Here is a 21,611-nt window from a genome sequence, read left to right as displayed (position 1 = left end):
ACATCCTAAAAAAGAATGTCCTCATAATATATTATAGCTTATTTTGTCTTATTTCCATGCCCATTCTGTAACATTGTCAAAAATTCTTCCACCATGAGGTTGAACAACTGGTTTTCCTATATCAAATCCTTCACTTACTATATAAACGTGATTTGCATTAACTAACCAACAGTATGGAGCGTCACCTTTTACAGAAGCTCCAGTTTTTCCATCAAATTGAGCTTTTTGCCAGTAAGGTAGCGCTTCTTTTTCACCTTCACTATTTAAAGCTTTGTCTATATATTTATTTACAGTTTTATTATCATAGAATCCTGCATTATCCCATTCAACTGGTGTATTTGCAGCTCCACCATAATATAAGTTGTATAATTCTGATGGATCTCCTGAACCAAATCCAAATAATACTGCTTCTTTATGTATGTCTTTTACTATAGTATCCCAAGTTCTTTCTTCTAAAGTTATCTCTATTCCTAATTCTTTAGCTATCTTTTGGAATTCTAATCCTAATGCTTGTCTATAGTTTCCTGGAGTATATAATACTTTGAAAGATGCTTTAGTTTTATCTTTTTCTAGTATTCCATCATTGTCACTATCTTTCCATCCACCATCTTTTAATATTTTTTTAGCTTCTTCCAAATTATTGTAGTCAGATTCTTTAAGAACTGTTTCTTTATTTAACCAAGGCATTTTTTCAAGACCAGTTGTAGATACTGAACCATATCCATTTAAAACTCCATCAACCATTCCTTGTCTATCAACAGCAGTATTTAACGCTTTTCTTATTGATTCATCACTTGTAACATTATTTCCTATTTCATAACCAGTTTTAGTTTTCTTGCCAGTGTTTGCAACCATCGGGAATTCAACACCATAAGTCTCTATACTTGGTATGTCTAAAATTTTAGTACCTTCAACTTTTTCTTTAGCAAGATCTCCGTTTATAGTTGCCATGTCAACATCACCTGATTTTACAGCAGCATAAGCAGCATCAGTATCTAAAAATACCATAGTTAATTTTTTTATACTTGGTTTGTCTCCATAATAATCTGCGTTAGCTTCTGCTATAACTTGTTGTCCTTTTGCCCAATCTACAAATTTGTATGGTCCAGATCCTATTGGCTTATCTTTAAATGAGTCATTATAAGCATGTTTAGGAACTATACCACAAGCACCTAATTTCTCTACAAATGTAGACATTGGTCTTTCTAATTTAAATTCAACAGTTGTATCATCTTTTGCTTTTACTTCTTTTATCATTGTTAAATCTATTTCTGTAGAACTTTTCTTAGTTGTTTCATATGTAAATGCAACATCCTGCGCTGTTACAGGCTTTCCATCAGTAAATTTAGCATCGTCTCTTATTTTAACTGTCCAAGTTAATTTATCTTTTGATATTTTATAATCAGTTGCTAAATCATTTTCCCATCCTAGCTCTTTATCTCTTTTCATTAATGTCGAGAAGAAAACCTTTGTTATAGATCCGTGCCCACCTGTTATGGCATCAAATCCAGCTTCCGGTTCTGCTCCAACAGCAACTACTAACTCATTCTTTTCTTTTCTTTGTTCAACACCAGATTTAGAACTTGAGCCTGATTCTGAATTAGATGAATTAGAACATCCAGCTAAGGTACCTACTAATAATACCATTGATAATAGCTTAGCAATATTTTTCTTTAATTTCATTTTTCTTTAGCCCCCCAGTATTTATTTTCCCTATAGTTTTTCATTTTTCCCTATAATTCGCACTTTTTGACAAAAAAAGCCACGAAAGTTTATTAACCTTCATGGCTTTTTTTGATCTTCATAGATCCATTTCATGTTCAAATTATGATAAAATTATAACACTACTTTTCCTTATTTTCAACATATATTAAATATTTTTTATTTTATAAAGAAAGTAAGATTTATATTTTATACTTAATCATCAATTTTTCCGTATGAGTATCAACAATATATTTCTGCTTTTCTCTTAAATTAAACCTTTCATCCATAAATATTGCCACAATTGCATATACTAAAAATGCAACTCTGAATATACTGAAAAAGGAAACTATCGTGATAATAAAATATAATAGACTTAAACTTTTCTTCTTATATTTTATGTTTATATAATTTCCTATTAATATATTCCCGTCTCTAAAAATAAAATATAATGATAAATATTCTACACAAGTTATTATGGTATCTAAATAAACATTGTTAATTTGTATATTACAAAATCTCAATAAACTTACTAATACAACATATCCTAAAGCATAATAAAAATATTCTTTTTTCATACACATAAAGTTACTATAATTTCTTATTGACCTCATCATAAAATATTTTCTTTTTCCATTTTCATTTAATATTCTAAGTTTCTTTCCAAGCATAATTGATATAAAATATATAGAGAATATCATTCCAAAAGGAAATACTGCTATAAACAAATAATAAATAACTTGTAAATTAATTTTAATAAATGGCAGTAACTTAGATATATTTTTAAGTATTGTTGGATTACTGTTAAAGTAGTCTATGTATCCTTGAAACTCTTCCATAAAGCTATATCCTATAATATTTCTGGCATAAATATCTATTAATATCATAAAAATAACTCCTACTATGGAGCCTAAAAATAAATCATCAAAAATATCTGATGCTTTAGTAATTAAATAACCGCATAAAATGCCTAGAAGAAAACTTTGGCTTACTAATATTGCAGCAGCAAAGTTTCCCAAAACAAGTAATATTAAAGTTACACTACTAATGCCGCACATTAATGTGTATTTGAATTCACACCTAAAATATATTAGCGCAAATATAATTGGCACTCCAAAATCTAAATACAATCCATATCCTAAACCAGTTGAAAGAGCAATCATTGTAATTACGATGAAAGTTGATGATAATATGGCTGCTTCTGTTAATTTTTTTACTGAACTATTCAATTTTCATGCCTCCAAAAACTTTTAAATTAAATCTAGTATACCACTTTTTAGGAAATTTATCTGTTATAATATATGATATAGGTTAAGGTTAGGGGGATTTTTTATGACTTTTGAACAAATAAAGTCTTTTTTAGCCATAGTAAAGTATAATCATTTTACCCTAGCATCACAAGAATTATATATTTCTCAATCTTCCATTTCAAAACATATAAAATCTTTGGAAAAAGAACTTGGAGTTGAGTTATTTAATAGACAGCATAGAAGTATAAAACTCACTGATGCAGGAGAAGAGTTCTACAAGTTTGCACACAAATCTATGGCAGATTACAAAAATATTTTGTTAGATATGAAAAAATACTCTTGTGAAGAAAGTAGTTCTATCTCCATTGGTGTGATAGATACCATGGTTGAATACGGTGTAGCATCTCTTATTGGAGACTTTCAAAAGGAATATCCTAATATTCAAGTAGATTTAATTGAAAGGTCCAACAGTAAAATAATAGAATACATTAGTGACTCTATAGTAAATTTAGGGTTTATTAATTCCCATTATGAGCATAAAAATATTTTAAACCTGCATAAAATAGTTGATGATGAGTTAGTTCTTGTAACATCAAAGAAACACCCTTTATCAATGAGATCCTCCGTGGATATTTTTGATACTGCTAAGGAAAAATATGTTTGCGTCAATGGTGATTATTATTTACATAATGTATTTTTAAATACTTGGGGCAATCTTAATTATTTTCCAAACACTTTATATATAGACTCCCAGACAAAAACACTTTTAGCTTTAGTTTGCGAAAATATTGGTATTACACTACTTCCATATAGTGTTGCTTTATCTTACAAAAAAAATATTGATAACAGCATACATATTTGTCATTTGCAAAATTCATTCTCAGCAAATATTTTTTTAGCACAATTAAAAAACAGACGACTTAGTAAGAATGAACATCTTTTCAAGGAGTTTGCTACTAAATGGTTTGAAACAGATAAAACGCCTTGCAAATTATTAACAAAATAAATAATTATAATAAAAAACAAGAAGAACTTGTTATTCTTCTTGTTTTTTATTATAATTATTTATTCATTTTTATTTATAAAATTAAAAATTACTTTTTAGTTTTCTATACTTTTGTTTCATATATTTAATGATTTATACTATTTGTCTAAATTATTCAAAATTTCTTTTGCCACTAGTTTATCATCAAATTCTACTATTTCATCTTTAATTATTTGATAGTTTTCATGTCCTTTACCTGCAATAAGCACTATATCCCCTTCTTTTGCTCTGTAAATAGCTTCTTTAATAGCATCTTTTCTATCTATTATAACAACATAATTCTCTTTTTCCTTATCTATGCCTATTAATATGTCTTTTATTATTTCATTTGGTTCCTCATATCTCGGATTATCTGAAGTTATTATAGCAAGATCTGAATACCCTTGTGCAATTTTTCCCATAAGGGGTCTTTTTTCTTTTTCTCTATTTCCTCCGCATCCAAAAACTGTGATTATTCTTTTTCTTGCAAAAATCTTTATACTATTTAGTACGTTATCTAGGGCATCAGGCGTGTGTGCATAGTCTACAAATACGTGAATGTTTTTGCTGTTTTCCACTTTTTCAAACCTTCCATTTACACCTTTTAATTTGCTTATTCTGTTTACTATTTTATCTACATCCATATTTAATATATAACAAGCACAAATAACAGCAAGACAGTTATAAACTGTAAATTGCCCTACCATATTTAGTGTTACCTCTCTTTCAAAATCATTAGGTCCAAGTAAAGTAAATGCTGTCTTATCTTCATAAAGTTTTACGTATTTAGCTCTAAATGTAGCATCATAATTTATACCATAAGTATAATAAGGAACGCCCCAATTTTTAATATTATCAAGTATTATTCTTCCATTTACATCATCTATGTTAATAATATTGGCACTTGTAGTCATATAAAATAAAGATTCTTTGGCTTTTCTGTAATTTTCAAATGTTTTATGAAAGTCTAGATGATCTTCTGTCAAGTTTGTAAATATACCTATTTTATATTTCAAATTTTCTACTCTTTTCAAGGCAAGGGCATGAGAAGAAACTTCCATAGTACAATACTTACAGTTATTATTTATCATACTATTTAAACTTTTTTGTATCTCAATATTATTTGGTGTTGTATTTTTATTTAAATAGTCATTTTTTCCATCAAATATGCCTATAGTTCCAATAAAGCCACATTTTTCATCTTGGCTAAGTATATCTTTTAAAAAAGACGCAACACTCGTCTTTCCATTAGTACCTGTTACACCTATTAATTCAATTTTTTCACTTGGATTTTTATAAAAATTTCTTCCTAAAGTAGAGATTACTTCATTTGTACTTTTTACTTTTATATAAGTTAATTTATCATCTTTTTGTACTTCTTCTTCAATTACAAATGCTACTGCTCCTTTAGCCTTTGCACTTTCAATGAATTTATGACCATTAACATTAGCTCCATTAATACAAACTAATAAATCCCCTTCTTTTACATTTCTTGAATCATATTCTAGTCCTTTTATTTCCACATCTTTGGGGCCTGATAACAAAATTATTTCTATATCTTTTAAAAGATCTTCTAATTTCATGATATCACCCTTCAATTTTTATTTTCCTCTTGATATGATTTAAGCCTACTTAAAACATCTTCATTATTTCTAAAAAAGTTTATTAGCTCTTCAATTTTCATCAATGTTTCAACATTTATTGTATGTTCTATAGTTTCTGTTTCCTCATGAATAGATTCTTTTATACCAAGAATAGTTAAAAATTCTTTTATGGTATTATGCCTGCTTAATAGTTTTTCTCCTACGCTTTCTCCCAAAGAAGTTAGTTCAATACTATCATACTTTTTATAAATCAACATGTTCTTATCATTTAGTTTTTTTATCATTTTTGTAACTGAGGGTGGTTTAATATTGAGTTTATTAGAGATATCTTTAACTTGTACCTTATCATTTTCAAGATTTAATCTATAAATCATCTCAATATAATCCTCTTCACTAGGTGTCAATTTATTATTTTTCATGTATTCATTAAACGTATAATAATCCTCTCTTCTACTCACAAAAACCCCTCCTATAATTTTATATTTCTAATAAGTTTTAAATATTACTATCTTTTTTGAACACTTTTAGCACAAGGCGCATAGTTTAAATTAAGAATGTTAGCTTAAGCTAAAACTCAGTGCAACGACACATCTTTACTTTATTTCAGATAAGTTTGTAGCACAAAATTTTTATGTTTTAGAATCATCTTAGGTAATGACTTTTCTAAATTTTTAGATATAAATAATTGGAGGTGCAATATGAAAAAACTTACAGACATTCAAATAAAAAATACTGTTAAAGTGGAGGGATTACTTTCTACAGGAAATTTAAAAGAAAGAATGCTAGCTTTAGGTTTAACCGAAGGAGCCGAAATAGATGTACTTAGAAAGGGTCCTAAGAATAATTTAACAGTTTATAACATCCGTGGTAGTAAGATTGCTTTGCGTGAAGAAGAAAGTAATTTAATTTTAGTGTCTTATATTTAATAATTAATTATTTTAGGGGGATAGAATTATGGGGTTAACGCAACAATCTACTAAAATAAAATCTTTAGAAGATATTTTCCATATAGAAAAAAAAGATAACGAAATTATGATTGCTTTAGCTGGCAATCCAAATACAGGTAAAAGTACTGTTTTTAATTATTTAACTGGATTAAAGCAACATACAGGCAACTGGCCTGGTAAAACCGTTTGTACTGCCAGGGGGGATTTTTCTTATAATGATATTAACTACTCTCTTATAGATTTACCTGGTACTTACTCCTTATTTCCTCTATCACAAGAAGAAATAGTAGCTCGTGATTTTATTTGTTTTGGAAATCCTGACGCTGTTATTGTTGTTTGTGATAGTACTTGTATTGAAAGAAATCTAAATCTTGTTTTTCAAGTAATGGAACTTACAGATAATGTAATTTTATGCTTAAATCTATTAGATGAAGCGAAGAAAAAAGGTATCAAAATTGACAAAGATAAACTAGAAGATAAACTTGGCATTCCTGTAGTTCTGACTGCAGCCAGAAGCGGCCTAGGTATGGATGATCTTAAGGAAACTCTAAACACAGTTGCAAAGGGAGAATATAATTTTCAAAATAAACCAGTATATTATGATGAAGAAATTGAAAGTATAATTAACTCCATTACAAAAGATTTATATAGTATAGTTCCATCAATTAATCCTAGATGGTTGGGCCTTAGATTAATTGATGGAGATGAGAGTCTTTTGACTTCTTTAAATGATTACACAGAAAATGACATTTTAGATGAGTTAAATAATGTTAAAGGTAAAATTCCAGATATTTTTGATAAAAGTAAAATAAGAAGCCACTTTACAAAAACTACTTATGACTATGCAAAAGTTATAAGTGATGACGTTGTAACAATTACAGATAAAAACGCCATGGATAGAGATGAAAAAATCGATAAGATTGTCTCATCTAAAGTATTTGGCATTCCTCTTATGCTACTTTTACTTTGTGGAGTGCTTTGGATTACCATTGAAGGTGCAAATGTCCCTTCATCCATGCTTTCCGATCTCCTATTTTCCATAGAACCAAAAATTTATGACATTTTAAATAGTATTGGATTGCCAATATGGCTAAATGAAATGCTAACCTATGGAATGTATAGAACATTAGCTTGGGTTGTATCAGTAATGCTTCCCCCTATGGCTATTTTCTTCCCATTATTTACATTGCTTGAGGATTTAGGGTATCTTCCTAGAGTAGCTTTTAACCTTGATCATTTATTTAAAAAAGCTTGTTGTCATGGAAAGCAATGTTTAACTATGTGTATGGGGTTTGGTTGTAATGCTGCTGGAGTTATTGGTTGTAGAATAATTGACTCCCCAAGAGAGAGATTAATTGCCATAATTACTAATAACTTTGTTCCTTGTAATGGACGATTTCCTACTTTAATTGCTATATCGACCATATTTTTTAGCTCAGTTATTAGCAGTAATTTTATGTCTAGTAGCGTTACTGCTCTATCTATTACTCTATTAATAATTGTTGGTGTTCTTACTACTTTACTTGTTTCATTTATATTGTCTAAAACTTTGTTAAAAGGAATTCCTTCAACTTTCACACTTGAGTTACCGCCTTACAGACCACCACAAATCGGGAGAGTAATTTATACATCTATTATAGATAGAACCTTATTTGTACTAAGAAGGGCTATTGTAGTGGCAATTCCAGCAGGAATTATTACATGGATTTTTGCCAATATATATATTGGAGATATGAGTATATTATTTCATGCTGCAAATATCTTAGATCCTCTTGGAAAGCTAATAGGACTTGACGGCTTTATTTTACTGGCATTTATCTTAGGTTTTCCTGCTAATGAAATCGTAGTACCTATATTAATTATGAGTTATATGGCTACTGGTAAAATGATTGAATTTGATCAACTATCAGCATTAGGTGAATTACTTCAAAATAATGGTTGGACTTATTTAACAGCCTTAAATATGATGTTATTTAGTTTGCTTCATTGGCCATGTGCTACCACACTGCTAACTATAAAAAAAGAAACAAATAGTGTTAAATGGACTGCTTTAGGATTTTTAATTCCTACAGCTATAGCCTTTATAGTATGTTTCATTACTACAACTATTTATAATATTATTGTTTAGAAAAACGATAGATAAATTTGTATAAAGCCAAATTTATCTATCGTTCTTATTTTTAATTCAATAACTATACTTAGATTAATCTCCTATATTTATCTTCTCTTTCTTCTGTTAAATATAACAAATCCTAATATACAAACTGATATAATACAAATTCCACTGTAAAGCCATATTGATGATTGATCTCCTGTTTTAACTATAGAATTTGAATTATTGTCATTATTAGTGTTTTGATTAGTATTGTTATTTGATTGGTCATTATCTTCATTGTCTGATTGGTTGTTATTATTATCTTTATCTTTATCATTATCACTTGATTGATTATTATTGTTGTCATCCTTATCATCGTTATCTGTTGGTCCATTATCATCCGTATTGTCTGATTGTTCTTTTTCAAAGACTGCTATAAATGTTGTGTCCTCACTTATAGTTACAATATATTCTGTATCTTCACTTAAAATAGTATCTTTGTTTCCTGATTTTACCCATTTTACAAACTTATATCCTTTATTTGGTGTCGCTGTTAACTTCCACTGAGATGTTAAGTCGTCTTCATTTTGATTTACTAGTTCAAAACTTACATTTCCGAATTTTTCTTCATTTGTATTTAAACTTACTTGTGGATATTCTCCTACATATTTAAATTTTGCAACATATTCTGTGTCTTTGTCTATCTTTACCTCATATGTTGCATTTGTTGATACTACTTTATCCTTACCTTTTAGCATCCATCCTACAAATTCATAATGTGTATTAGCTTTTGCTGTTAAAGTCCATATTGCTGTTTCTTCCTTTTTATCAATTGATTTCATTTCAGCTTTTGCACTTCCACCTTTTTTAGGAGTCACAGTAATTGTAGCTTGTGGGTCTTTACCTTCTTCTTTGAAAATTGCTACATATTCACTATCTTTTAATATAGTTACTGAGTATGTTTCATCTTCTGATATTATTTTACTTTCATCTTCTTTAGATGCCCATCCCATAAATATATATTCTTTATTTGCTGTTGCTGTCAATTTATATTTTACTGTTTTCTTTTCCGAATCTTCACTTATTTTTTCTACTGTTGCTTTTCCAGCTTTTTTATCATTAACTGATACTGTTGCTACTGGCATTTTTACATCTAAGTATACAAATGTATAGTTATATTTTTTTGCAAATTCTTCTGCATATGTTCCTTTGTATCCTTTTACCGTTTTTAATGCTTCGCAATATCTAAATACCATTTCAGGATACTCTATATTTGTTAAACTCTTTGGTAATGTTATTTCTCTCAAGCTTACACAATTTATAAACACTGAATCTTTTAGTACTGTTATTCCTTCTGGTATTTCTATACTCTCCAATGACTTACAACCATTAAACAATGATTTTGGTATTGTTTTTAATGATTTACTTGGTAATTTTGCTAACTTCATGTTTTCACAACCGGCAAATGCTGATTGACCTATTACTTCTACTGTTTCCGGTATTTCTATACTCTCTAATAATATGCAAGTCATAAATGCTCTTGCTTTTATCTCTTTTAACCCTTCTGGTAGTTCTACTTTAGTTAGTTTTTGACAAGAATAAAATGCTCTATCTTCTATTTCTACAACTTTTCTTCCTTTTACTTCTGATGGAATTATAACTTCTGTAACATTTTCATCCAACGGCTCTTTCACTGATAATGTTCCATCTTCTAATACTGTGTATCTTAATGTTTTATCTTCTATATATGCTACCTTAAAGTTTGCCACATACTCTATATTTTTATCTATCTCTACTTCGTATTCTGCATCTGTTGATACTATTTTATCTGCTCCTTTTACACTCCATCCTTCAAATTTATAGTTTTCATTTTCTATTGCTGTTAATTTATACTTTACTGTTCCTTTTTCTGTATCTTCACTTACTTTTTCTGCTGTCGCCTTTCCACCTTCTTCATCATTAACTGATACTGTTGCTACTGGCATTTTTACATCTAAGTCTATAAATGTATATTTATATTTTTTTGCAAATTCTTCTGCATATGTTCCTTTATATCCTTTTACCGTTTTTAATGCTTCGCAATATCTAAATACCATTTCAGGATATTCTATATTTGTCAAACTTTTTGGTAATGTTATTTCTCTCAGGCTTACACAATTTATAAACACTGAATCTTTTAGTACTGTTATTCCTTCAGGTATTTCTATACTCTCCAATGACTTACAACCATTAAACAATGATTTTGGTATTGTTTTTAATGATTTACTTGGTAGTTTTGCTGACTTCATGTTTTCACAACCGGCAAATGCTGATTGACCTATTACTTCTACTGTTTCTGGTATTTCTATACTCTCTAATAACATACAAGTCATAAATGCTCTTGCTTTTATTTCTTTTAACCCTTCGGATAATTCTACTTTAGTTAGTTCTTGACAAGAATAAAATGCTCTATCTTCTATTTCTACAACTTTTCTTCCTTTTACTTGTGATGGAATTATAACTTCTGTAACATTTTCATCCAACGGCTCTTTTACTGATAATGTTCCATCTTCTAATACTGTGTATCTTAATGTTTTATCTTCTATATATGCTACCTTAAAGTTTGCCACATACTCTGTATTTTTATCTATCTCTACTTCGTATTCTGCATCTGTTGATATTATTTTATCTGATCCTTTTACACTCCATCCTTCAAATTTATAGTTTTCATTTGCTATTGCTGTTAATTTATATTTTGCTGTTCCTTTTTCTGTATCTTCACTTACTTTTTCTACTGCCGCCTTTCCGCCTTCTTCATCATTAACTGATACTTTCGCTCTTAGTATTGATGTATCTTCATCATCTACACTTATTTCTATATCCGGCATAGTATTAAAATAAATATCATTATCTCCATATCCTGCATTAAAGTCTGGCGGTAGACCTTCTTCTGGTATACTACAATGAGTATTTAAAGGACTTCCCATATGCTCTGCATGTACTTTTCCTTTAGATAATTTATAAGTACCCTTTTTATCTATTGTAAATGTTAAAGGACTATTTACAGAATATTGCTTATGAGGACCTTCTATAGTTTCTCCGTTTAAGTCATATACTAAGTATGTTCTATCAGGGAAACCTGGGTTATATATAGCGGCCATTTTATAAATTGGAACTTCTAAATTTGTAAAGCTTACACTTGCTTTATCTCCTACTTTAAGCTCCTTACCTTTATTGCTATCATTAGATATGCTTATATCACTTTCCATAGCATCTAATACATAGTATACTACATTATCACCAGATGTCATTCTTACTATATTTCTACCAGTCTTAACTTTAATAGTATATGAACCATTTTTATCTGCTTCGTATTTTGTCCAATTATTTGCAAAATCACTATCCATATGTATTGGATCATGTGTTTCTACTGTAACACCCTTAGATGGTGTAAAATTATATTCTCCATATCCCTTACCTTTTACTACTGTTCCATCTGGATATGTTGTATCTCCAGTAAAATATACTGTATCGTATTTTGTCCAGTCTCTATTTCTTACTTTAAAATTAGGATCTATATCTCCTCTACTACCGCCTACATTTACTATAACTATTCCTGTTTGCTCCTTATCTATTGCGTTAAATCCATATATATTTGATTTATCAAATCCAGGGTTATTAGTTGCTTCTTGACCTTCAATTAAAGAATCGTATGTAAATTTAATTACTGCTATCCCATCTTTTTTACCAGTCATATTTACATATTTTCTACCTTCTCCACCTTTTTCTTCTATAGATAAGCATTCTTTTCCATAGATAACTTCATAATGTTTATCTGGTTCAAAGAATTTGTTTGAAACGGGACTTGTCATGCCCTGCCATACACGAAATGTCTCTAGTCTTTGGGTATCCCCCACATTCATATTTATATAGCTACCTTCGTCAACTATATTTGTATAGATATCATCCACCTTATATCGAGAATATGGATTTTCTTCATAGTCTTCTTTTTTTACTAAATCTATAGTAATAGCTTCTTTTACTTTCTCTGTATCTAAATAAAAATATGGTTTAGTTGTCTTAACATATTCCGTATCTCCTCCACCAGCTACTAACATATAGTTATTTGAAGGTACTTGGAATTTATAACTATCATATTCTTTGTTTGATGTATCTACTGATAGAGACTTAACTTCGAAAAGTTCTCTATATGCTTCTCCATATGTATTGTATAGATGAAGACCTGCCCCTTTATTTACTCTATATTCAACAGGATCTTCAGCTTTAGATTGTAAATAAACTTTGATTGTTCTAGTACTTGTACAATTTGATCCATTAAGTCTAGCGCTTACATATGCATATATTTGATCGCTTGAGTCACAATTTTGAGTAGTAAAACTATAATTTACATTATCATCTACTGGAGTAACTTTTATTTTATATTTCTTATCTTCTCCTTTAGCTTCTAACACATAATAATAATCCTGATATGTTTCCTCTTTATATCCTGGCTTTATATCAAGTACATTTCCATCTGGATCTGTTATTTCTATATTTACTTCATTACTATCTTTTTCATTTAATTTATTTTCGTTTATATATATTTCAAACGGGAAAAAAGTTTTTGATTGTTCTTCGTTAGTTTTTTCTACTTTGAACGTTCCTTTTCTTCCTATATTTTTTTCGTATCCATAAAAAATATATTTATATTCACCTGCTGTCAGATGGTAATATCCTTTCTCAAATCCATTACCATATTTTTCTCCCCAAGATTTTTCTACAAGTTCTTTTGGTTTTACTATTTCACCATACCTATTGTATACCTCTAAAGCAAACATATTATACCAATCATGACCTTCAATTTTATATGTATATGCTTTACCAAAAGTAGCTTTTACCTTCACATGGGAAGCAGGCATTTCAAATGTATATATATAGTTAATACCATCAGATTTATCTTGATTTATTTCTCTTTCTATATCATTTCCATCTTTATCTTTTATTTCCAATGTATCCATTGCAAAATTTTCATTTGGTTTTACAGTTAGAGTAACTTTTGTATTTAATTTACCTTCTTTTACATCTACTGATATTTGTCCATTTTCTGTATCTAAAGTCTTTATTTCATATGCTTTTCCATCATCTACTGATAGATTTAATATATAAGGTTTTGACGCTTTTCTTCCATCACTTGCTTTAAATTCTAGTTTATAATTTCCTGCTTTTTCTGGTTTAAATGAATAATTTGAATCTGCGTCAACTTCTTCATTATTATTAACTGATACTGTATATGTTAATTTGTCATTTTCCTCATCCCTAAATATTTTAGACAAATCTAGTAAATAAGTTTCACCTAAATTAATGCTTGCACTATCACTTTCTTTGTTAGGCACTGGAGCTGTGTTTGGTTTGATATTTGATTTTATTTTAAATGTATACGTACTAGATTTGATACTTGCATTTGAACCAGGCCAAGACTTATCACCACATATAACTATTATAGTTTCTCCATCTGATACTTTAATTTCTTCACTTCTTTTATATCCTTCTTTTGATGTATCTACATCTTCACCTTTATATACTCTTACTTGATAGTTTTTATTAGTCGCTGTAGGTTTTACATTTATTTTATCAGTATCTTCAAGTGTTAGTGTATATTCCTTCGTTTCACTGCTAAATTTAGGCGATAAACTTCCTTTACTAAAATCAATAGTTCTTAATGATGTATCATTTTTACTATAATCTCCACCTATATCTGCTCCAAAGTTAATAGTATACATTACTCTAATTTCATCATTAGCTTTTACCTTAAATGCCCCAAATCCTTGATTAACAAACCAATCATTTTTTGTTCCCATCCATCCTGAACTAGATCCACCGTCAAATTCTTTAAGTCCATTGATTTCACTTATGTAATTATTTTCTGCACCTGTTTGTGTAGCTCCTACACTATCTAATGCCTCAACTATTGCATCCATCATAGTCATATTGTCTTCAATTTTTACCCAATCATCTACTAAAGTTCCATCCCATGCTGCTCCATCTTTTTTAGAGCACGTAGTATTTTCTACTATCACATGTACTTTTTCTGTTAATACTTCTTCGGCAAAAGATTTTATTGATGATACTGTAGATAGGGTAAATACCATAATAAATGCAAGAAAAGAACTAACAAATTTTTTAATTAATTTCTTAGTGTTTTTATTCCTCATATTACTCCCCCAAATTAAAATATTATAAATATATAAAAGGGTGCTATAAGAGCACCCCATTTATAACAAACTTTCATTTATGTAATAAATCTATACTTTCTCTTATTGTAATAATATTTTATATATTTATTAGCAAAAATGATCTAATTGTATAACTATTTATTAGGTAGCTCTGACAAGTTTTCTGGGAATTGTACTCTATAGTCTCCATATGCCCAAACAACAGTTTGTCCTGATTCCACATCAAATGTTTCCCCACCAACTTTTTCAGAAACATCTACCATTTTTTGTTCAGATGTTGCAGTTCCAGTAGAATCATACACTCTATACATCCAACCAAGTTCATTTTCCATATATGTATAGTTTTTATTATTTATAGTCACATTCTTTAAGAATTCACTTCCCCACTGTACATCATAAGTAAAACTATCAGCTACCACTGATATTGCATCCATTGCTGTTGGATAATTTATTTTAGATTTTACAGCACTTGTTGATACATTACCTGTATTAGTCTTTAAAAATTTAAAGCTACCACTTGAAGCATCATATGCTCTTACATTTACACCTGAAACATCTTGTTGTGCACTAGTTGGATTTAATACTACAGTAAAGTCCATATATCCATTTGTTTTATTTGTTGCTTCTACAACTGCCACTCCTGCATTCTTTGACTTATCAATCGTAGCATTTCCCTTAGCTGCAAATTGATTGGCTACTGATTCTGGAGCTTGTTTGCTAACACTTACGGCATCTGTACTTCCTTGTACAATATTCCAATTAATAGAATCTGCATCTGCTAAATTATTAAAAAGACTTGTTCCATACCAATTACTTGTTGCACCTTGAACCATTAAAGCTTGATCCTTTGTTCCACTTCCTTTCTCAACAGTATAATTATAATCAGTATTATAATTAGTCAAATTAGGATACTCTGTGAAAAAATCAGTTGCAAATGATGTTGCCCCCATAGATAACATTATAGCTGCCGCCATTCCTGTTGTTGCAAATTTTCTAAATCTTTGGTTCATAAAAAACATCCCCTTCTTTATTAAAAATAATATTTTTTATAATGAAGATTAATTTACATATAATTATCAAAAATCACATGCAAAATAAATCTCCGATTATGCCTTCGGAAACTTTCACCATAAGCTTATAATATGCCTGTATTCTGACTAAAGCTCAAACCTACTCTTTGCTCCTTCCCAGAGATGCTTCCAGTGGTAATAGCAAATTTCGTAACTTATTACAGCAGGGATAATCTGTGGCGGAATCTCACCGCACTTCCAAAATAAAAAATATTTTTTATTTTTCTACATATATTATATATTTACATTATTATTTTTTATTATCTATAATATTGAATGAGTTTACAAATTATTACCTTATACTTATTATACAATATATTTACTGAAACTTAAGTATAGTTATTTTCTAACCAAGTAGTACTATGATAGTAATACCTTCTACATACTTCAAAATATAGTACTTATATTTTTATATAATTAAAAACGCTAGGTATTAAAATTCATACCTAGCATCAATAAATATTTTTAATTGAAATTTAAACCTCTCTTGGAAGTATAATTTCAAATTCTGTTTTATAATTTTTTCTAGCGTCCACAATTTTTATACTTCCGCCGTGGGCTTCTACTATTTTTTTACTTATGGCAAGGCCCAGTCCTGAGCCTTTTGTTGTACGAGATTTTTCTCCCACAACAAATGGGTTAAAAATATTCTTACGTATTTCTTCGGAAATTCCATATCCATTGTCTGCAATGTTTATTTTCACTTTATCGAAATATTCTTCTATTTCAAATAATATACATAATTCTTTTTTATTATGCTTTAGTGAATTTGATATAATATTTTCAAAAACACGTTTTAGTTGAAATCTATCTAACTTACAATAAATAGGATCATCTGGTATATCCGCTTCCAGCTCTACTCCATTTATATCTAATTCTTCGTATTTTCCTGCAAGATAAACTCTACCATATTCACATAAATCTATTTTTTCAAATAAAAATTTGTAGTCTGGGTGTTCTAATTTGCTGTATTCATAAAAAGTATTAATCAATTCATCTAAGTGATCTGCTTTTTTATATATAGTCATTAGATATTGATCTTTTTCTTCTTCTGAGACTATATTATCACAAACAGCTTTCGAATATCCCTTTATAACGGTTATTGGCGTTTTTAAATCATGAGATATATCAGCAAGCATTTTTTGTTTTTCTTCTTCTAAACTTTCACGCTTTTTCTCACTATTATACAACTTCCTTGACATATCATTAAAACTACTACAAATATCACAAAATTCCTGTGGTCCATCGTAATCTAAATAATTTTCACGCTCACCGTTTTTAAACTTAACAATGGCTTCATTTAAAATATTAATAGGTCTTTTTACTTTATGATTAAGCCAGGTTATAAATATTATAATTAGAATAATATATATTAGTATAAATAATGCAAATGCGCATATACCAGTAATTAAAATCTTTTTGTATATTTCATTAGTAAGAGAAGGAGTATTGATTAAAAGCGTTAGCTTCTTATTATCTTTGTCCTTAAAAGAATATTTTCTAATATCATATCCTTTTAGATAAGTTCCTGTTAAATATTTAAACTCATTTTTAGTAAAAGATTTTCTAGTATCTCCTGTATTTGTATATATTAAATTTAATTTATCATCTACAACGTAAATTTTATTATGAATATCGTCATTTTCATCATAATAAGTTATTGATACTGATATGTTTTGTTTATTTTTATCATTTTTATATTTTTGAATATCAATATAAGGATCATCATAATAATCATGTATACAACTTAGCTCTCCCTTTGTAAATTCTTTATTGAATTTTCCAGGCTCACTCTCATATATAACCTTATTATTTTCATCTAATAATTGAATGAAAGTATATTTACCAGCTAATTTTTTTATACGCGATTTATTAATTCCATTGTTACCATTCTCTGTAATCAAACTTGCATAATCCACTAATTCATTAATTCTAGGTTCACTAATAACATCTTTTATTCTATGATTTATACCATGTAATATACATATAATAGAAATTATAATAATGCCTGTAAAAGCAATATAATTTCTAACTAAAATAGTGAAAAATTTACTTTTCTTTTTTCGCAATTTTATATCCAATCCCTCTCACAGTTTTTATATACTTAGGATTTTTAGAATCATCTTCAACTTTTTCACGCAATCGAGAGATATGAACCATCATAGTATTATTGTCACTTTCAATATAATCTCCATTAATTGCTTCACATATCTGCAACTTTGTATATACTTTTCCTGGTGTTTTCATAAGAAGAGCCAAAATTTTATATTCTGTAGGTGTTACTACAACTTCTTCTCCTTTTTTATAAAGAGCTAACTTTTGGGTATCTAAAATTAAGTCGCCTACTATTAATTGTCTTTCTTCATCTTTTGGCACTACTACTTTATTAAAATCATAAAATCTTCTTAAATTAGAATTAATTCTTGCAACTATTTCCAATGGATTAAATGGCTTTGTTATATAATCATCTGCACCTAAATTTAATCCCATTATCTTATCATTATCTTCATTTTTAGCCGATAAAATTATTATTGGAATAGTATATTTCGATCTTATTCTCATGGTTAATTCATAGCCATCCATTTTTGGCATCATAATATCCATTACTACTAAATCAACTTTTATATTTTCTATTATCTGTAATGCGTCCAATCCGTTCTGAGCAGAAATCACTCTATGTCCATCATTTTCAAGATAAATTTTTAGTAGTTTTATTATATCTATATCATCTTCTACAACAAGTATATTATATGTCAAAATTTTCACCTCTTCTTTTTCTCGTAACTTTGATGTAATGATTCCCTCTAATGTTTAAAAGATAAGTAGCTGCAAGAACAATGCCACTTAACAGTACTAATAAATAAAAACTTATCCCTCTACTTACAAGCATAGCTGAACTCAAAAGTTGAACTGGGAATAAAGTTTTGTAAATGAGCATAAAGCCACTTTCACTAGCTCCTACAGCTCCAGGGAGTGGTAATGCAGATACACTAATGTATAAAACGGATTGTAACATAACTACTGTTAAAAAAGAATACCCACTTAAACCAGATGCCTTGTATATCCAAAACGAAATACTATGAAGAGCTATTATTTGTGTTGTTGTAGTTAATACAATTTTTAAAACTGTTAGTTTGTTTTCTTTAAAATATTTAGCACTATCTTTATATTCTTTCACTTGGCATAATGCCATTTCTTTAAATTTATCTACTTTTTTATATTTAATTTTCACTAGAATAAAACAAATAAAATCAATAAACTTTCCTATAAATCTTTTTGAAAAAATTGCTGTTAATATAAATATCATTACTAATGTATTTAAAAAAATACCTAGTGCAACAAAATATTTAATATTACCCAAAGTATTAACTAATAATTCATGTTGAGTTATATATCCTATTATAGCCATAGTAACTGTAACGAACTGAAAACTGGCAAGGTCCATAAGAAGTGCTAAAGATGAATGCGATACTTGAATTCCATCTTTATGCATATAGTAAACTTGCATTGGTTGACCTCCTGTTGCAGAAGGAGTTACAGAACTAAAAAATAGGCCTACAATTGCATATTTTATAGAAGTTAGAAAATTAATTTCATACTCCATAAGTTTTAAACTTCTGCCTATATTTATACCTTCACAAATAACAAAAGTAAAACTACAAATTATGCTTATTGTTATATAATTTATATTTAAAGTAGAGATTGCATTTATAATCTCTTCTATATTATTATTTTTAAAAATCATATAAAAAGTTAATAATATTAACCCAATAAATAAACCACCGTTTTTTAGCATATTTTTTGGAGAAACTTTTTTACTCATAATAATCCTCCATAGTCAAAAATTTATAGCCTTCTTTCTGCCAAAGCGGAATTGCTTTTTCTAAGGCTTTTATTGTCCTAGATGGCGCTTCATCTTTGCCACGTCCATCATGCAAACATATTATGCTACCATCCTTACTTCTTCTTAATAATTTATCACATATAACATGATCTGTTGTGTTTTTTTCCCAGTCTTGCGCCATTACATCCCATAGTACTTTGATTAAATTATATTTCTTTGCTTCATGATTTGTAAATATATTGCAATGCCCCCAAGGCGGCCTATAAAACTTCACGTTAACACCTAGTTTTTCCATCGTTTTTACACTTTCTTCAAAATCATATGAAGTATAAGATTTACTTTGATATAAAGCATTTTTGTGTTCATAAGAGTGAATACCTATGCAATGTCCTTCTTCTTTCATCCTATTTACTATTATAGGATTATCATTGGCAAAAGTTGCTACCATAAAGAAAGTTGCCTTTATATTATGTTTTTTTAACAAATCTAAAAGACAAGGTGTATACTTTTCATCTGGTCCATCATCAAAAGTTAAGTATAGTACTTTATCATTTGAATTATTTTTCTTTGTTAGTTTATATTGAAGTTTATATAAATAAGTTGGCACAATACTATAACACAACAATATTATAACCAATATTATTATAATTTTTAATAGCAAGCTGTTATACCTCCATAATAGTAATTAAGTGGTGATGTACTTTGTAATTTTTCTTTTTCAATTACTATATTTTCTTCCATACTTTTTAAAAGTAATTCATTATTTAATAAAGATGTTACATCTTCATAAACATCCGTTCCGTTTGTCCATATTACCTTACCAATACAACTGTCTTGTATATATAGAGCATTTCCTATTTCCTGATATAAAAATGGTCTAATGACATATAATGGTGTTCCACTAAAAATAGCTTCAAATAATGTTATTCCACCAGATTTTGAAATTATTAAGTCTGCTTTTTTCATATATTGATCAACCTTATCTGTATATCCAATTGATTCCACATTAGGATACTTTTCTTTTACATGTTCTAGTAGTTTTTTATTTTTTCCTGCTATAAATGTTATTTTTATATTATCATCTTTTGAAAGTTTTTCTAAAAAATCCATTGCACAAGGTATAAGACCTAAGCCTCCACCCATTATTAATACTTCTTTTTTATCCTTTGACTTTTCTATTATTTTTTCTTTCTTAAAATTTTGTTTAACAGGAATACCACTAACTACTATTTTATCACTATCTACATTTTTACTCAAAAGTGAATTTTTTGTTATGTCGCTGCCTACAAAATATAAATCTGTTTGTTCACTAATCCATTCCTCATTTACAGATATATCCGTAACATAAGTATAAAGAGGAATATTACAATTTCTCATTTTTTTATATGCTGAAAAATATTGAGAGCAAGCTGGAAAAGTTGAAATTACCAGATCAACATCATTATTTTTTAATAATAAATCTACTTTTTTCATAACGGATTTTTTTAGTGGTACACTAGTCCTTTTGGCTACAATTCTATTAAAAAAATTATAAATTAAGGAGAATTTATTAACCATAAAGTTAAAAATTAAATATATTAATTCACTAAGTTTTGGAAATATATACTCTATCATATCTATTATAATGACTGTTGCTTCTGGTTCTTCTCTTAATATTTCTTCTTTTACAGCTTCTGCTGCTGAATAATGACCCATTCCAAATGCGCCTGTAAATATTAATGCTTTCATATTAATTACCTCACAATCTATTAACTAATTTTAAGTATACATTAATTATTTTCATACTGCCTTTACATTTTCGTAAGGTTACGCAAGATAAAGGGTATTTTAGCTTACATTTTTGTCACATTAGTTTTTCATTCAT

14 protein-coding genes and 1 riboswitch are annotated in these 21,611 nt (G+C 28.5%); of the genes, 3 read left to right on the top strand and 11 right to left on the bottom strand.

Annotation, left to right across the window (positions count from 1 at the left end):
• Window positions 1-48 precede the first annotated feature (48 nt).
• Both TEGL_RS06985 and TEGL_RS06980 read right to left on the bottom strand, forming a co-directional pair.
• Window positions 49-1,683 (bottom strand): ABC transporter substrate-binding protein, encoded by a 1,635-nt coding sequence (locus TEGL_RS06985; protein WP_018589490.1) that lies wholly within the window; start codon window positions 1,681-1,683, stop codon window positions 49-51.
• Window positions 1,684-1,904: 221 nt separating this feature from the next.
• Entirely contained in the window at window positions 1,905-2,930 is a 1,026-nt protein-coding gene (locus tag TEGL_RS06980) for a hypothetical protein (RefSeq protein WP_018589489.1), read from the bottom strand.
• A 103-nt stretch (window positions 2,931-3,033) separates the two neighbouring features.
• On the opposite strand from TEGL_RS06980, the gene TEGL_RS06975 reads away from it, so the two are divergent.
• On the top strand, window positions 3,034-3,957 hold the full coding sequence (locus tag TEGL_RS06975; protein ID WP_018589488.1) for a LysR family transcriptional regulator: 924 nt from the start codon (window positions 3,034-3,036) through the stop codon (window positions 3,955-3,957).
• Window positions 3,958-4,094: 137 nt separating this feature from the next.
• Here TEGL_RS06975 and TEGL_RS06970 read toward each other — a convergent pair whose 3' ends face one another.
• Both TEGL_RS06970 and TEGL_RS06965 read right to left on the bottom strand, forming a co-directional pair.
• Complete coding sequence (locus TEGL_RS06970) at window positions 4,095-5,558, bottom strand: UDP-N-acetylmuramoyl-L-alanyl-D-glutamate--2,6-diaminopimelate ligase (protein ID WP_026255006.1); 1,464 nt, start codon at window positions 5,556-5,558, stop codon at window positions 4,095-4,097.
• Window positions 5,559-5,569: 11 nt separating this feature from the next.
• Window positions 5,570-6,037, bottom strand: a complete 468-nt coding sequence (locus TEGL_RS06965) for a metal-dependent transcriptional regulator (protein ID WP_018589486.1) — start codon at window positions 6,035-6,037, stop codon at window positions 5,570-5,572.
• 240 nt (window positions 6,038-6,277) lie between these two features.
• Here TEGL_RS06965 and TEGL_RS06960 point away from each other — a divergent pair, with 240 nt between their 5' ends.
• Both TEGL_RS06960 and feoB read left to right on the top strand, forming a co-directional pair.
• Window positions 6,278-6,505 carry a FeoA family protein gene (locus tag TEGL_RS06960; RefSeq protein WP_018589485.1) on the top strand — a complete coding sequence of 76 codons (228 nt, stop codon included), beginning with the start codon at window positions 6,278-6,280 and terminating at the stop codon, window positions 6,503-6,505.
• Between the two features lie 28 nt (window positions 6,506-6,533).
• A complete protein-coding gene (gene feoB, locus TEGL_RS06955) occupies window positions 6,534-8,654 on the top strand; it encodes a ferrous iron transport protein B (RefSeq protein WP_018589484.1) in 2,121 nt (706 codons plus the stop codon).
• A gap of 89 nt (window positions 8,655-8,743) precedes the next feature.
• On the opposite strand, the gene TEGL_RS06950 is transcribed toward feoB, so the two are convergent.
• The 7 genes from TEGL_RS06950 to TEGL_RS06920 form a co-directional block, all read right to left on the bottom strand.
• Entirely contained in the window at window positions 8,744-14,812 is a 6,069-nt protein-coding gene (locus TEGL_RS06950) for a leucine-rich repeat protein (protein ID WP_018589483.1), read from the bottom strand.
• A 155-nt stretch (window positions 14,813-14,967) separates the two neighbouring features.
• Entirely contained in the window at window positions 14,968-15,843 is an 876-nt protein-coding gene (locus tag TEGL_RS06945; RefSeq protein ID WP_018589482.1) for a hypothetical protein, read from the bottom strand.
• A gap of 116 nt (window positions 15,844-15,959) precedes the next feature.
• Window positions 15,960-16,151: riboswitch (cobalamin riboswitch) on the bottom strand.
• Window positions 16,152-16,379: 228 nt separating this feature from the next.
• Window positions 16,380-17,972, bottom strand: coding sequence for a HAMP domain-containing sensor histidine kinase (locus TEGL_RS06940; protein ID WP_161618780.1), 1,593 nt, complete (start codon window positions 17,970-17,972; stop codon window positions 16,380-16,382).
• A complete protein-coding gene (locus TEGL_RS06935) occupies window positions 17,953-18,669 on the bottom strand; it encodes a response regulator transcription factor (RefSeq protein ID WP_416389611.1) in 717 nt (238 codons plus the stop codon). Before TEGL_RS06935 ends, TEGL_RS06940 begins: the two co-directional genes overlap by 20 nt.
• Entirely contained in the window at window positions 18,650-19,726 is a 1,077-nt protein-coding gene (locus TEGL_RS06930; RefSeq protein ID WP_018589479.1) for a lysylphosphatidylglycerol synthase transmembrane domain-containing protein, read from the bottom strand. The genes TEGL_RS06935 and TEGL_RS06930 overlap by 20 nt, the downstream gene beginning before the upstream one ends.
• Window positions 19,719-20,408, bottom strand: coding sequence for a polysaccharide deacetylase family protein (locus TEGL_RS06925; RefSeq protein WP_018589478.1), 690 nt, complete (start codon window positions 20,406-20,408; stop codon window positions 19,719-19,721). The genes TEGL_RS06930 and TEGL_RS06925 overlap by 8 nt, the downstream gene beginning before the upstream one ends.
• Window positions 20,399-21,475, bottom strand: a complete 1,077-nt coding sequence (locus TEGL_RS06920) for an MGDG synthase family glycosyltransferase (protein WP_018589477.1) — start codon at window positions 21,473-21,475, stop codon at window positions 20,399-20,401. Before TEGL_RS06920 ends, TEGL_RS06925 begins: the two co-directional genes overlap by 10 nt.
• Between the last annotated feature and the right edge of the window lie 136 nt (window positions 21,476-21,611).

The sequence above is a fragment of the Terrisporobacter glycolicus ATCC 14880 = DSM 1288 genome, assembly GCF_036812735.1.
In the GTDB taxonomy this organism is placed as follows: domain Bacteria; phylum Bacillota; class Clostridia; order Peptostreptococcales; family Peptostreptococcaceae; genus Terrisporobacter; species Terrisporobacter glycolicus.
The sequence above is the reverse complement of the archived record's forward strand: the minus strand, read 5'-3'. Positions and strand labels throughout refer to the sequence as shown.